Source organism: Microcoleus sp. (assembly GCF_049646505.1).
GTDB lineage: Bacteria > Cyanobacteriota > Cyanobacteriia > Cyanobacteriales > Microcoleaceae > Microcoleus.
Map to the genome: position 1 here is coordinate 1 of NZ_JBARVX010000595.1, position 13540 is coordinate 13540.

A 13540-nucleotide genomic window follows, 5' to 3' on the forward strand; every position below is an offset into this window, starting at 1 on the left:
GGACGGGCGGGACGCCCATCCCACAAACTTGTCTAAATTATTTAATTCACAATCCTAAGCTGTCGGACAAATAAACATTGTATGTTCAGGGTGATGCTCAGAGCAACGGCCCACTCATTCGGGGAATTGTTTTTTGACTGATAATTTCTATGCCGCCACAGCTTGCCGAACTTCTCTTCAACAGTGACGCGGAAAATCCCCCGCTTGTCCTAACGGATATAGCGAGGGGCGAGAATAGGTATTCTCAGAAAATATGAAGTAGTGGCAGTGGCTTTTGTCGAGCCATTGCCATCTATAGAAGCCATACTGTTTTAAGCACACAGAAAGATTTCAGAGCGAACTCTCGGCTTGCACTCAATGCTTGAAATCAAACCCACCAGTTTCAGCAAAAAGTCAAAGCAAATCGTCAAGGCTTAGGCTACTTCTTCGCGATCGATTTGGCGCAGGTGAATGTGCTTGCGTCCCAGAGAGATTTCAAATTCATCTCCTGGCTGGAGTTCCATTTGTTTGGTATAGGCAGCTCCAATCAGTAAGTTGCCGTTAGATTGAACGCTAATCCGATAGCTGGCAGAGCGTCCGCCGCGTCCGTTGCCGTTTTGCTTCCCGTCTAGCTGAATGCCTTCTGCATCAATCAGCGCATTCAGGAATTTCATCATGTTAACCCGTTCTACGCCGTTCTTGGTAACGGTGTAATAGCCACAGGCTCTAGCCTTTTCTTCCTTGGTAAGGTTCTCTAGCTCTTTGACCTTTTGGATCAGGTCTTCGCCTTCAAGGGGTTCGATATTTTTCTTTTTAGCCATCTACTGAGTCCTGAAATATTCAACTGGTGTACGGAATTTTTCTCGGTTGGTTTTGGGTTAGACCAAGAAACTTTAGCTTTATAGCCGGTCGTAAAACCATATTACACCGATCGGCTCAATTGTTAACCACTATTGTCTAAATATTTTTAACAAGGTGCAGTCTTTCTTGAGGAGTAGCAGCAGCCGGTGCGAACAATCTCTAAACTCGGTAGCATAAGCTATCAGCTATCAGCTAGCTAAATATTTGCCCCAATATTAAATCTCATGAAGTTAACCACACGCGGACACTACAGTGTCAAAGCATTACTGGATCTAAGTTTGCAACCTCAGTTCGGCCCGACATCGGTAAAATCGATCGCGAACCGACAGGAGTTACCGGCTCCGTATCTCGAAAAATTGCTGATTGAAATGCGACGAGCCGGTTTAGTCCAATCAGTTCGGGGCTCCCAGGGAGGATATCAATTGGCCCGCGAGCCGGCTCAAATCTCTTTAGGACAAATCTTAGAGGCGGTAGGCGAAACTATTGAACCTTTACCTCGACATTCTCCCGACGCTTCCCAACCAGAGGACTGGGTTACATTCAGTTTGTGGAACCGATTGCACAAAAAACTTGCCGAAGCGCTGTACACTATTTCCCTCGAAGACTTATACTATGATGTCCGCAGTTGGCAAGCTGCTCTGGGGGAAGAAACTAGCTTTATCATTTAGATGGTAAGTTGATTTATTCGATCGCCACCAAGCAAACACGGACGCAACACTTGTTACCTACTTTGGCTCCGCAGGCTGCGCTGCTGTCGGCTTCACAGTCGCCGCTGAGAAAAACCAAGCATCTGATTGCAACTGCTCTATCTGTAAAAAGAAAGGATTTTTGCAGGTAATTGTGCCGCCGGAACGTTTTACCTCGATGTCTGGCGAAAATGTTTTGACAACCTATACGTTTAATACAGGCACTGCTAAATATATTTTTTGCCGAATTTGCGGCATTCACTCGTTGTATCGCCCCCGCACGCATCCCGGATTCGATGTCAACTTCCGCTGTCTTGAGTCTGATGCCGTTTCGCAGTTTCAGATCCTACCCTTTGAGGGTGTTAATTGGGAGCATAACGTACACTTGCTGGGCGACGAAAGTAATCTCAGCATTTAAAATCACACCTGAAAAATCCAAGTCCGCTCTGAGCAGCAGCCGTTAAAACCAGCTCGATCGAGCGATCGGACGGACTATCAAATTTGACACAATATATAATAGACTTCTTGCAAAAATAGTTAGGACGATGCTCAAAGCCCATCCCACAAAAATCTTTTTTTTCTTGTGGGATGGGCTTCTAGCCCGTCCCAAAATTTGATTAAAAGGACTGAGGCAAGAGGTCTAATGATGCCCGATCGATTTGCTGTTTTGATTTTAGCTGCGGTATTGGATTATTCGATCGGCGATCCTTGGGGTTGGCCGCATCCCGTACAGGCGATGGGTTGGGCGATCGACCGCTATACTCGACTTGTCTTTAATATATCGAACAATCCCGCAGCTAAAATGGCTCCTGCGGGCGATCGTCCCGCTCTCGTCCGGCGCAAACTGCTGCTGCGATGTGCTGGTACAATACTCGCGATCGGACTGATTCTAGGCAGTTATACTGTCACTTGGTCGATCGTCCTTGCTGCTAGTTGGGTGCACCCTCTTTTAAGTATTGCCCTGCAGACCATTTTGCTGGCAAGCTGTTTTGCAGGTCGCAGTTTGAGGGCGGCTGCGGAGGATGTGCTAGCACCTTTAAATATTGGAGATTTAGTCAAGGCGCGGGAACGGTTGAGTCTTTACGTCGGCCGGGATACCGAAAACTTATCCGAGCCAGAAATTTTGCGAGCACTGTTAGAAACCGTAACAGAGAATGCGGTCGATGGCGTGACGGCACCGCTATTTTATGCCTTAGTTGGGTTCGCTCTGCCAGATTTATTATTAACTGTTACCAATTTGCCGATCGATCCTAACTCGATGCTCGCCAGCGCGATCGTTCCCTGTGCGATCGCTTACAAAGCAGCCAGCACATTAGATTCAACCGTCGGCTACAAAGAAGAGCCATACACTGATTTAGGATGGTTTAGCGCCAAACTAGAAGACGTGCTGACGTGGATTCCTTGCCGGCTAACAGTAATTACTTTAGCCCTAATATCTGGCAAACCGATGTACGTTTGGCAGATTTGTCAGAGAGATGCTGTGAAAGATGCCAGTCCCAATTCCGGTTGGAGCGAGTGCGCCTACGCGGCCATCTTGGGAGTACAGCTAGGAGGTACAAATTCCTATCGGGGAGTTATCAAACACAAACCGCTGTTAGGCGAGCCGATTCGCGCGATCGCCCCACAACAAATTTGTCAAGCTTTGCAATTAACTCGGTATTGCTTTTTGATTTGGTTGGGACTATCATTGCTGGTTTATACTTTATGGTTTTTTGTCCCCTAACTGCTGACTTTACTGGGCGACAGATACCAGCCACCAGATTCATCAGTGAAGTCAATCTCCAACTTTTAGGGCCAAGTCGAAATATCTAAAATTATTCAATTATTAAATTGTTCGATGGGCCAACAGCCAACAATTAGATCCCAGTAAAACAATGACTAAAATTATCAACATTTTATCGCCGGATGAAGTGAGGCGCACTCTCACCCGCGTTGCTTCCCAGATTGTCGAAAAATCTGGGGCACCGTCGGACTTAGCCTTGTTGGGGATTTATACTAGAGGAGTGCCATTAGCTCAAATGTTGGCAGCTCAAATCGAAGTCCTCGAACAAGTCAAAGTATCCGTGGGCGCTTTGGATATTACGTTTTACCGAGACGACTTGGATCGAGTGGCGATGCGGACACCGGCTAAAACAGAAATTCCTTTCGATTTGACGGGCAAAACCGTTGTTTTGGTAGATGACGTTATATATAAAGGCAGAACGATTCGAGCGGCTTTGAATGCGGTAAACGATTACGGGCGGCCGGAGAAAATTTGGTTGGCCGTATTAGTCGATCGAGGCCACAGAGAATTACCGATTCAGCCGGATTTTACGGGTAAAAAGTTGCCGACAGCAAAGGAAGAACAAGTTAAGGTTTACGTTCAAGAGTACGACGGGCGCTACGGGGTGGAATTGATTAAGGGTTGATGTAGCCTTTCGAGCTCTCATAGGAGGTACTATTCGGCATAGGGCATCGGGCAAACCGGGCATCGGCCAAACCGGGGATAGGGCAATTGCTTGTTACCAGGCTCTGCCTGGTAACACATATCCGGAGGCTCTGCCTCCTTTTGCTTGTTTTACCTCGCCACTTAAGAACGAAAATTTAATAACTTAAATATCTGGCACACTCCTCTGTTTCCAGAAGTGGCGAGGTCAAAACTGGTATCTGGGTTTCTCGCACCCCTCAGAAACCGGGTTGGTACGTATATTTATCGTTACTTAACGCCAAAATTCCCAGAAACCGGGTTTCTCGCCCCCCATGCGTCGCAGAAAGAAGCTTGGTTGCGACGGGCGCTGAGCGTCCTAATTTATTTAAAATCGGCAGTGCAGGAGTTGAACCTGCCTGGGGCGAATTATGAGTTCGCTGCCTAAACCGCTCGGCCAACTGCCGTTAAATCGATTTGTTCGATCTATCTAACTTAAGAAGTAACTATAACATAATTTCCCAGTTCGTGCTAGAACTAGAGAACAAAAATCAAAATCTTTAGAACTGTTGAGTTCCCGATCGCCCCGAACGCCTCTGCGCTGCAAGGTCGATCGGACAAAGCAGTTTCTACAACTAGGCATAAAATTACAGGCAATGGCAGTGAATTCAACAGTAGTGCTGACTCTAATTCTGCTGGTTCTAATGTTTGGAGCAGGTGTGACGAGTTCTGTTTTGGGATTTACTACAGGTCGCGAAGCCTTGAAAGGAACGACTCAACCCGATGTTCGCCCCAGCAACTATGCAGGCACCGGCAAGCAGGGAACAGTCGCTAGCAAAGACCAAGTGAGCATTTTGAAAGAAACAGACATTCTTAAAGCCGTCAAAGCGCGGATAGAAGGTCGCGATCCTGAAAAAACAACCGGAACAAAGACCAAAACAGACAACACAAGCTCCAAACCAGCCACAGCCAAAAAACCGGCCAAAAATGCCAGCGCCAAGTTTCCCCTAAACAGTCGCGACGGGGGAGTAACCCTGGAAGTCAGCGCAGCCAGCCAGCGGGGCAACTCGATGCTGCTAGACGTGAGCATGAAAAACGAAGGCTCCCAAGATGTGAGGTTTCTCTACAGTTTCTTGAACGTCACGGACGACCGCGGCCGGGCCCTTTCGGCGACTGCTGAGGATTTGCCGTCGGAACTGCCCCCCAACGGGCAGGTGTATTACGGTACGGTGAGTATTCCCACAGCTTTGCTGGAAAATGCTAAAGAAGTTTCGCTGACGCTGACAGATTATCCAGGTCAAAAATTGCAGTTGCAAATAGCTGGCATTCCAATAGCGAAGTAAGACAAAGGGAGCAAACGCTCCAGGGATTCTGAAGTTCGATCGAGGAAATTGTTCTAGGGATAACTGTGTCACTTTTAGGGGCGAGAGTGCAGGAGATAGCTGATTTACCCGCGATGACTTGGACAGAGATGCTGTCGCGGTTGCTCTCAGTGCTGCTGCTGATTGCGATCAATGCTTTTTTTGTGGCGGCTGAGTTTTCGATGGTGACGGTACGCCGGTCGCGCATCAATCAGTTAGTGGAGGCTGGCGACATTGCAGCTCTAACTGTTCAATCTTTGCAGAAAAGTATCGAGCGATTGCTCTCGACAATGCAATTGGGAATCACACTTTCTAGTTTAGCTCTCGGCTGGATTGGAGAAGATACGATCGCCGTGCTAGTCCGAATGTCGATCGCCAGCTTGCCGCTGCCAATTTATATCAAATCGGCGCTGGCCCATTCTTTCGGAATATCAATAGTAACTTTTTTCCTGCTAGCTTACCTGCAAATCGTACTCGGCGAACTTTTCCCCAAATCTGTAGCCCTACTTTATTCCGAACAGCTAGCCAGAAGTTTCGGGCCTCCGACTTTATTGATATCCCGGCTGTTCAATCCCTTTGTGTCGTTTCTCAATCAATCCACCCGATCGCTCTTGGGGTTTGCAGGAATCGAATACAACCTAAGACACCGGCCCGTTACTCCCGAAGAACTGCAATTAATTATAGCTACTTCCAGCGAATCCAGCGGCTTGCAAGCAGAAGAGCGAGAATTGCTCAACAACGTGTTTCAATTTGGCGAAGTTTGGGTACAAGAAGTAATGGTGCCGAGGCCGAACATTATCGCACTTCCCAAGACGGCCACCTTTCAAGCTTTGCTCGACGAAATGGCAATTTCCAACCATTCCCTCTATCCCGTGACGGGAGATTCTTTAGACGACATTATCGGCATTATTGGCTTCAAACAACTTGCAAAACCCCTAGCTGAAGGTTTGCTATCTCCCGACACAGAAATTGTAACTTGGATGAGTGCAGTGAGGTTTGTGCCGGAGATGATGCTGCTGGGGGAATTGCTGCCTTTGATGCAGAGTTCGTCAGAAGAAATTGCGATCGTAGTCGATGAATTTGGCGGTATTTCCGGGCTAGTCACGCTGAGGGATTTAATCGCCGAAATTATCGGCCGCACTTACCACTCGCCCGACAGCAAAGAAATTGCTTTGCAAGTATTGGACGATCGCACTTTTTTAGTACAAGCGCAGCTAAATGTAGATGATGTCAATCAAATCTTGAATTTGGATTTGCCGATAGCTGACGAATACCAGACAATCGGAGGTTTTTTGAGCTATCAGTTGCAAAGAATGCCCGCTGTTGGGGAAGTTTGGTGCGGCGAAAATGTGGAACTCACGGTTGTTTCTGCGTGCGGGCCGCGGTTGGAACAACTTCAAATTCACTTGCTGTCAGGGGCTGCGGGCGATCGAACTTTAAGTCAAATTGGACAGATAGATGGGGAAATTGTGGGAAAAAGTCGCAAAAATAGCGCGTTGAGAGATGCGGCGAGATTTTCTAGTTAAGAATATTTTAGTTAATGCCTATATAATCTATTCGCTCGAAGTCGCTGCGTACTAAATCATCTAACGTCGGGCCTTTGGGGCGCAAATTAATGCGATCGCCAATTCTCACATTTTCGTAATATACGTAGGGAATATAGATATCTTGCTCCTCCATAAAAGCGTAAGTAAAGTTGAAGGCATCGTCAATGTCCTCAGCTTTAACCTCACGAAAGTCAGAGAGGAATAAGAGATCCATTTCTTCCTCAAAGTACAGCATCTCTGCAAATGCACCTCTGTCGTAGCAGTTATAACCAATATAACCGCAAGTGTCGCTGCATTTGTAGTAGATGGCGCGAGTGGAGAGGAACCAGGAAAGGGTGATCGCATCTCCTTCTCCAAACATAAGGGAACCGGGCTGATATTTCACTTGTTCAACGATCGTCCAAGGATGTCCTCGGAACTGAAATACAATATAGCTTTCGGCGGTAATTTCGATTTCGCGATCGTAGATATCCCGTTCCCAGACATCCGCACGTCTCGCCCTATTAAATTTTTGGGCCACTGACTCAATAGGAGCGCGAACGAGAAGTAGATTTTGGTTTCTGTCAATTGTTTCAATACCTCGCCGCTCTTCAATAGACATGATTTTCACCATTGAGTAAAGTATGAAAGAGTAGATAATAAACCTTTAACCTCTATTTAATAGCACAAAAACAGAACCAACGTAGAAATTTAATATTTAAACAGTACCAGTAATGCTGAAACACTCCTACTTAATTTCTGCTTTTTCTTCTGTCCTTATTGCGTCTCTACCTCTTTTTCAAATTGTAGCAAATGCTCAGGAAGAACCAGGGTGCTTTATACTTGATTCATCAGGTCAATTAAATAGACTCGATCCTTTATGCAAGCGCGATGAACAGCAGAAATTAAGGAATGCTATGAAAGCTCAAGAACTTTATCAACAAGGATTCGACCTCGGTCGCAGAAGGTTGTACAAAGAATCTGCTGAAGCTTTTACTCAAGCAATTAATATCAATCCTGACTTTGTAGAAGCTTATATGGTTCGTGCTCGTATGCGAGCTGTAATTGGAGAAAAACAGGGTGGAGTGGAAGATTTTCAGAAAGCGATAGATATCTACAGGGCTAGAGGACAATCGCAAATGGCCGATATGCTTTTAGTCCCATTGAATTCGCTGCAAAATGAAATTAAGTTTAACCAGGAAAACAAGGGTCAACCGGAAGTTGAGGATGAGCCGGAAGCTAAATAAGCAGCCTAAATTTTAGTGTTGTTTGTAAGGTGCGTCAGGCTGGAAGCGAGTCGGAAATAATTAGGGTTTACCTCCGGGGCACCCTACTTCATGTTTAATACCAAATCCGGGTTTTGGAACCCCTTTATTAACCAGTTGGCGCAGGCCGACATCGTTTGTGTAGATGCGGTTTCAACCGCCGAATCATCTAAGCATAAAGAACCGGATCTTTCAACCCCAATTCTTCAAAAGCCGCCAGCCGCAGCCGACAAGAATCGCAAACGCCGCAGGCTTTTTCCCCACCTGCATAGCAAGACCAAGTTTGCTCCCAAGGCACTCCCAAATTATTCCCCAATTCAATAATTTCAGTTTTTTTAAGTTCGATTAAAGGTGTGACAATCTTAATAGCTTCTCCTTCCCTTCCCTGCTTCGTTCCTAACCGAAATACTTCCTGCATGGCTTGGATGTAATCGAGGCGGCAGTCGGGATAGCCTGAATAATCTAAAGCGTTAACGCCGATGTAAATCCGCTGAGCTCCTAGAGTTTCGGCGTAGGCTAGGGCAAAACTAAGAAAAATGGTATTTCTAGCTGGAACGTAGGTAATGGGGATGTTTTGCGACATTTCTGCCAGGTTGCGATCGATCGGCAATTCCATCTCATTATCCGTCAAAGCCGAACCGCCCCACAGCGTCAAATCAAAGTTTATCACCTGATGCGCCTTAACATCCGCTGCAAGTGCGATCGCCCTTGCTGAATCCAACTCCCGCCGGTGTCTTTGCTGGTAGTCAAAGGAAATGGCGTAACACTCGCAGCCGTCGGCTTTGGCTTGATACAAAACAGTTGAGGAATCCAGCCCTCCCGACAATAAAATAACTGCTTTCACTTAAAATAACCTCCATTAAATTAGCCTTTACATTTATATCAAATTAGTTGTGAATTGACAAGATAGGACGGCGGTTGAAACCGCGTCTACAAAAACGTAGGCGTTAGCCTTCCCGAAGGGTAGTCTGCCTCCGCAGTGTAAAGAAGATCAAATAATTTTAACCGCCGAGTCTTCTTCAACCCGCGGAGGCGGGTTTTGTTTGTATAGAAGCGGTTTCAACCGCCGACTATTCATGCAACAAATCGTCGAGTTCCCGGTAATCGGGCAAGGTTGTATCAATTACTTTGCCCTGCCGCAAAACTGTGCGATCGCCCTGCATAATTGCCAACATCTTTCTTGCCCTCTTTCTCTCCATTCTATATCCTCTGCGCCCTCTGCGCCCTCTGCGGTTAACAAAAAAAAATCATGCACAAATGAAATAAAAAAACCAGAAAAACTTGGTTAAATATGTAACTTAGTTGTTGGCCGTGCAGCCCCGATCGCAGCAGCACAAATACAAAATTTTTCTATTTTTAAGGAAATCGCGCAAATCCAAGTTACAATTTTGGCTGTCTGAGATACTTCCCGATCGTGAATCTTGTTGCTATCATAAATCACTGCTTCAAATTGCCATGAAGCTTACAACCAACAGCAGTATCTATTATAGCAAGAGCCCAAAAAAACTGTGTCAAAACCCAAGCATATAGTTTTAACATCCCATCCCGACAGATCCGGCACAAAACCTCTGCCCATTTACTGGGGAGAAATCGATCCTCTCAAACGGGGGCCTGTAATTGGCAGCCTCAGCAAATCTTCTCACCGAAATGCGATCGGCACTCATTCGGGTTCTTACTCTGTTTATCGAGCGCTAGCAGTTGCTTCCGGCGCACTTCAAGCCGATCACCTGCCCGATTTTACTAACACGTCTCCGGCGGCGCGCATCGGCCCGCATCCGAGTTGGGGCGATCGCAATTTGATTGTTTCTCTCGATCCCTTTGGGGGTTTGGTTAGCGAAATTTATACTTCATTTTTTCAGCAAGGATACGATATTCGACCGACAATTGCTGTCACTAAAGCTCACATTAATATGCCGGAATTGCAAGATGCCATCGCTAAAGGGCGGGTGCAAATTGATGGCAAAATAGTCAAAGCAGGCGGCAACTTAGCAGTAACTAAAATTGCGATCGATCCGGTGTGGTATTTGCCGGGAATTGCCCGCAGGATCGGGGTGCAAGAAAGCTTTCTCCGCCGCGTTTTGTTCGAGCAAACAGGCGGTATGTTCTCGGATTTAGTGACGCGGCCGGATTTGCAAGTTTTCTTGCCACCCATTGGCGGAACTACAGTTTATATTATTGGCGATGTTGCGAATATTTCAGACCCTCAGAAGCAGTTGGCGGTAAGGGTACACGACGAATGCAACGGTTCTGATGTTTTCAGTTCGGATATCTGCACTTGCCGCCCTTATTTGGTACACGGGATTGAAGTTTGTATCCAAACTGCACAAGCCGGCGGTTCTGGAGTAATTGTTTATTTCCGCAAGGAAGGCAGAGCTTTGGGGGAAGTGACTAAGTTTTTGGTGTACAATGCCAGAAAACGGCAGGAAGGGGGCGATCGCGCTGATGCCTATTTTACTCGCACTGAATGTGTCGCCGGAGTTCAAGATATGCGGTTTCAAGAACTCATGCCAGATGTTTTGCACTGGTTGGGAATCTCTCGCATTGACCGTTTAGTTTCTATGAGCGATCTCAAATACAATGCAATTATCAATTCTGGCATTCAAGTAGTCGATCGCATCCCCATTCCCGAAGATTCGATTCCTGCAGACGCACAAGTCGAAATCGCCGCCAAAAAAGCAGCCGGCTACTACACGCCAGACCCTGTGCCAGATGCTACAATTCTTGCAGAAGCCATCGGACGCGATTTAGGAGATTGACACGGCAAAGACGCGAGCAATCGGACGCGAACAATCGCGTCTTTGCCAAAGAAAATTTATTGCTGGTCTTTGATCGGTCAGGGTAGGTTATGGCTAATTTGCGTTCTACTGTTATCGTAAAAACAGATATTTGCGGATATACCGTCCGAGTTAAAAAATTATCTCAGTCGGACTTAAGTAGTTTGTTAAACGAACATAAAACTTTTATTTCAGATATTAGCACCAGAAATGAAGGCAGCGTGATTAAAGGAGAAGGAGATTCATTTTGGATGATTTTTCCCAGCGTCACAGCAGCGGCGATGGCAGCCATAGAAATGCAGCAAGAATTGAGAGCCGAACAATCTAGCAAATCGAACGATGAACGATTGGCTATTCGCGTCTCGATTACGTTAGGAGATGTCTTGCACCAAGATAAAGATATCTTTGGCGATACAGTGAATTTAACAGCGCGGATAGAATCAGTAACTCCGCCGGATGAAATATATTTGTCCCAAGCAGCATGGCTGGCGCTCAACAAAGCAGAGGTGCAAACATCTTTTGTCAACGAGTTTTCTTTAAAAGGGATGAGCGAACCTGAAAAGGTTTATAAAGTTGACCAAAGTTACAAAACGCGAATAGTAGAAAATCAAGCAATAATTAAAGCAGATTTGAGAGGTTTCATTGCTTATCAAGAATCTAATTCTATCACAGATGTTGAATATTTGCTGACTAAGTTCGATACTTTTGAAAAAACAATTTGCGAAGAATACGGCGGCACAATTCGGAGTATTGTTGGTGATTCGCATTTGTTGACTTTCCCGGAAGCTCACTCAGCCTTAGCGGCAATGGAAAGTTTGTGCGAGAATTGGAAACTGTTTATTCACGGCAATCAAATACCTTGCGGCTTGTCGGTGGGAATTGCTAAAGGAAATTTGTATATATTTCGGTCTTGCACTTACGGAAAAGATATTAATATCGCCGACAGGCTGGAAGATTTAAGTAAAATAGTATGTCCGGCTACTGAAAAAAATTCGGTGATAGTTTCCGATCAAATAAAACGCGAAGTCAGCGGCTCAAAGTGGGAGTACAAGCTGATCAAAATCGATAAAAATGCGATTTTAGATAATCTTTTAGATTACAGTCAGTTTGACTTTTTTCAAGAAAACGATGTTTATCGGTGTTTGGTGGTATGAAGTTGAGCAAACTTGAACTGAAGACTGTACAATATCTGAGAACGCCGGCTGCAATTCGCCAAAAGTGCGATCGGCTTTTTAATTTAGCTTGCGAAAATAAACTCCGCTACTTCCGCGTCGATTTATCCCAACTCGACAAAGCAGCAAATTATGTAATCGACACAGCGCGCCAACACTATCCCGATTTTAACATTCCCTTTCACAGTCGCTGGCGGCATTTTGAAGCCGGCAACCTGCCGCGACTCGCCGAATTAGATGCAGCTTTAACAGAATTTTCACCCGTAGAGCAAGCTAAAATCAAATTTGATTTAGCAATTGTCAGCGTTTTGCTTGATGCCGGTGCCGGTGCAGATTGGCAGTATTGCGAACCAGAAACAGGACAAATTTACCGCCGTTCAGAAGGGTTAGCAATAGCCAGTTTTCGGATGTTTTGTCAAGGTGTTTTTTCCAGCAATCCCGATTTTCCTTTTTCTGCTGATTCGCGGGGGCTTTCTCAATTAAAACTAGAAACTTTAGCTGCTGGATTTCAGGTAAGTCGAGACAATCCGCTAGTTGGTTTGACGGGCAGATTAGAATTGTTGCAGCGTTTGGGGAAGGCGATTTGCCAGCATCGATTATTGTTTAGCAGCGAAAACCCGCGTCCCGGCAATTTGGTACAATACTTGCTCGACAGTCGGGTTTCTGGAGTCAAAACTGTGAATGCTTCTGAAGTGTTGAGCGCTGTTTTGACAGGTTTTGAGGAGATTTGGCCGGGAAGATATGTCATTGGTGGGGTTAATTTAGGGGATGTTTGGCGGCATTCAGCTTTGGCAGGAGAAAATTTGGGAGATGAATTTGTGCCGTTTCACAAACTCTCGCAGTGGTTGACTTATTCGCTGTTGGAACCGCTGCAAGAACTTGGTTTAGAAGTCGCCGGATTGGATGAGTTAACGGGATTGGCGGAGTATCGCAACGGCGGTTTGTGCTTGGATATCGGGCTGCTGCGGGCAAAAGATGCGGCTGTTTTTGAGCAGAGTTATTTGCCCGGTTCGCAAGTTATAGTGGAATGGCGATCGCTAACTGTGATTCTTTTAGATAAAATTGCCGCAGCTATGCGAGAAAAGCTGGATTTGAGTGCGACACAATTGCCCCTGGTGAAGATTTTGCAAGGGGGAACTTGGGCGGCGGGGCGGAAAATTGCCGGGGAATTGAGAGTTGGTGGAGTGCCGCCAATTCGGATTGAAAGTGACGGTACTGTGTTTTAAAGGGAAGAAGGAAGAAGGAAGAAGGAAGAAGGAAGAAGGAAGAAGGAAGAAGGAAGAAGGAAGAAGGAAAATTATTCCCTCTTCCAACTTAAAACTCAAAATTCCCAATTCAAACCTGAAAACTATTCCTCATATCGTTTCCGGTTGCATCGGAATAATAAAATTGAGTCAACAGTTAACACTAAACCATTCAGTTTTTCAATCCCGAGTCAACAGTCAACAGTCAACAGTCAACAGTCAACAATCATTTCTGAGTGCAACCGGAATTGATATCATATCGTTTCCG

General features: G+C 45.8%; 14 protein-coding genes, 1 tRNA gene and 1 pseudogene. 11 read left to right on the forward strand and 5 right to left on the reverse strand.

What is annotated here, in order from left to right; genetic code table 11:
- Positions 1 to 413 precede the first annotated feature (413 nt).
- On the reverse strand, positions 414 to 800 hold the full coding sequence (locus WBA89_RS27770; RefSeq protein WP_424410861.1) for an AbrB family transcriptional regulator: 387 nt from the start codon (positions 798 to 800) through the stop codon (positions 414 to 416).
- A gap of 264 nt (positions 801 to 1064) precedes the next feature.
- Between WBA89_RS27770 and WBA89_RS27775 the strand changes: the two genes are divergently transcribed.
- From WBA89_RS27775 to pyrR, 4 genes are all read left to right on the forward strand, one after another.
- Positions 1065 to 1508, forward strand: coding sequence for an Rrf2 family transcriptional regulator (locus WBA89_RS27775; protein WP_424410862.1), 444 nt, complete (start codon positions 1065 to 1067; stop codon positions 1506 to 1508).
- Positions 1509 to 1680: 172 nt separating this feature from the next.
- The gene (locus tag WBA89_RS27780) at positions 1681 to 1944 is read left to right on the forward strand and encodes a GFA family protein (RefSeq protein ID WP_424410863.1); all 264 of its coding nucleotides are present in this window, start codon (positions 1681 to 1683) and stop codon (positions 1942 to 1944) included.
- A 225-nt stretch (positions 1945 to 2169) separates the two neighbouring features.
- On the forward strand, positions 2170 to 3249 hold the full coding sequence (cbiB, locus tag WBA89_RS27785) for an adenosylcobinamide-phosphate synthase CbiB (protein WP_424410864.1): 1080 nt from the start codon (positions 2170 to 2172) through the stop codon (positions 3247 to 3249).
- Positions 3250 to 3400: 151 nt separating this feature from the next.
- Positions 3401 to 3934 carry a bifunctional pyr operon transcriptional regulator/uracil phosphoribosyltransferase PyrR gene (pyrR, locus tag WBA89_RS27790; RefSeq protein ID WP_194064225.1) on the forward strand — a complete coding sequence of 178 codons (534 nt, stop codon included), beginning with the start codon at positions 3401 to 3403 and terminating at the stop codon, positions 3932 to 3934.
- Between the two features lie 390 nt (positions 3935 to 4324).
- Here the strand turns inward: pyrR and WBA89_RS27795 are convergent.
- A tRNA-Ile gene (locus WBA89_RS27795) sits at positions 4325 to 4397 on the reverse strand.
- Positions 4398 to 4586: 189 nt separating this feature from the next.
- On the opposite strand from WBA89_RS27795, the gene WBA89_RS27800 reads away from it, so the two are divergent.
- Positions 4587 to 5273 (forward strand): hypothetical protein, encoded by a 687-nt coding sequence (locus WBA89_RS27800; protein WP_424410865.1) that lies wholly within the window; start codon positions 4587 to 4589, stop codon positions 5271 to 5273.
- 65 nt (positions 5274 to 5338) lie between these two features.
- Entirely contained in the window at positions 5339 to 6817 is a 1479-nt protein-coding gene (locus tag WBA89_RS27805) for a hemolysin family protein (RefSeq protein WP_424410866.1), read from the forward strand.
- A 7-nt stretch (positions 6818 to 6824) separates the two neighbouring features.
- Here the strand turns inward: WBA89_RS27805 and WBA89_RS27810 are convergent, their stop codons facing one another.
- Positions 6825 to 7439: a hypothetical protein gene (locus WBA89_RS27810; protein WP_424410867.1), complete on the reverse strand. Its 615-nt coding sequence runs from the start codon at positions 7437 to 7439 to the stop codon at positions 6825 to 6827.
- 112 nt (positions 7440 to 7551) lie between these two features.
- Between WBA89_RS27810 and WBA89_RS27815 the strand changes: the two genes are divergently transcribed.
- Positions 7552 to 8064: a hypothetical protein gene (locus WBA89_RS27815; protein WP_424410868.1), complete on the forward strand. Its 513-nt coding sequence runs from the start codon at positions 7552 to 7554 to the stop codon at positions 8062 to 8064.
- A gap of 187 nt (positions 8065 to 8251) precedes the next feature.
- On the opposite strand, the gene queC is transcribed toward WBA89_RS27815, so the two are convergent.
- Positions 8252 to 8926 (reverse strand): 7-cyano-7-deazaguanine synthase QueC, encoded by a 675-nt coding sequence (gene queC, locus WBA89_RS27820; protein WP_424410869.1) that lies wholly within the window; start codon positions 8924 to 8926, stop codon positions 8252 to 8254.
- A 441-nt stretch (positions 8927 to 9367) separates the two neighbouring features.
- A complete protein-coding gene (locus WBA89_RS27825; RefSeq protein ID WP_424410870.1) occupies positions 9368 to 9523 on the reverse strand; it encodes a hypothetical protein in 156 nt (51 codons plus the stop codon).
- Between the two features lie 67 nt (positions 9524 to 9590).
- Here WBA89_RS27825 and WBA89_RS27830 point away from each other — a divergent pair, with 67 nt between their 5' ends.
- The 4 genes and pseudogenes from WBA89_RS27830 to WBA89_RS27845 form a co-directional block, all read left to right on the forward strand.
- The gene (locus tag WBA89_RS27830) at positions 9591 to 10838 is read left to right on the forward strand and encodes a GTP cyclohydrolase II (RefSeq protein WP_424410871.1); all 1248 of its coding nucleotides are present in this window, start codon (positions 9591 to 9593) and stop codon (positions 10836 to 10838) included.
- Positions 10839 to 10927: 89 nt separating this feature from the next.
- Positions 10928 to 12010: an adenylate/guanylate cyclase domain-containing protein gene (locus tag WBA89_RS27835; RefSeq protein WP_424410872.1), complete on the forward strand. Its 1083-nt coding sequence runs from the start codon at positions 10928 to 10930 to the stop codon at positions 12008 to 12010.
- The gene (locus tag WBA89_RS27840) at positions 12007 to 13254 is read left to right on the forward strand and encodes a URC4/urg3 family protein (protein ID WP_424410873.1); all 1248 of its coding nucleotides are present in this window, start codon (positions 12007 to 12009) and stop codon (positions 13252 to 13254) included. Before WBA89_RS27835 ends, WBA89_RS27840 begins: the two co-directional genes overlap by 4 nt.
- Positions 13229 to 13540: pseudogene (locus WBA89_RS27845) on the forward strand (hypothetical protein); the annotation flags it as partial. The gene WBA89_RS27840 and the pseudogene WBA89_RS27845, both read left to right, overlap by 26 nt.

Bases quoted from the DNA above. Each gene is read 5' to 3' on its own strand.
- WBA89_RS27800 (WP_424410865.1), top strand. From the start codon at position 4,587: ATGGCAGTGAATTCAACAGTAGTGCTGACTCTAATTCTGCTGGTTCTA.
- WBA89_RS27810 (WP_424410867.1), bottom strand. From the start codon at position 7,439: ATGTCTATTGAAGAGCGGCGAGGTATTGAAACAATTGACAGAAACCAA.
- WBA89_RS27835 (WP_424410872.1), top strand. From the start codon at position 10,928: ATGGCTAATTTGCGTTCTACTGTTATCGTAAAAACAGATATTTGCGGA.
- WBA89_RS27840 (WP_424410873.1), top strand. From the start codon at position 12,007: ATGAAGTTGAGCAAACTTGAACTGAAGACTGTACAATATCTGAGAACG.
- WBA89_RS27770 (WP_424410861.1), bottom strand. From the start codon at position 800: ATGGCTAAAAAGAAAAATATCGAACCCCTTGAAGGCGAAGACCTGATC.
- pyrR (WP_194064225.1), top strand. From the start codon at position 3,401: ATGACTAAAATTATCAACATTTTATCGCCGGATGAAGTGAGGCGCACT.
- WBA89_RS27815 (WP_424410868.1), top strand. From the start codon at position 7,552: ATGCTGAAACACTCCTACTTAATTTCTGCTTTTTCTTCTGTCCTTATT.
- WBA89_RS27775 (WP_424410862.1), top strand. From the start codon at position 1,065: ATGAAGTTAACCACACGCGGACACTACAGTGTCAAAGCATTACTGGAT.
- cbiB (WP_424410864.1), top strand. From the start codon at position 2,170: ATGATGCCCGATCGATTTGCTGTTTTGATTTTAGCTGCGGTATTGGAT.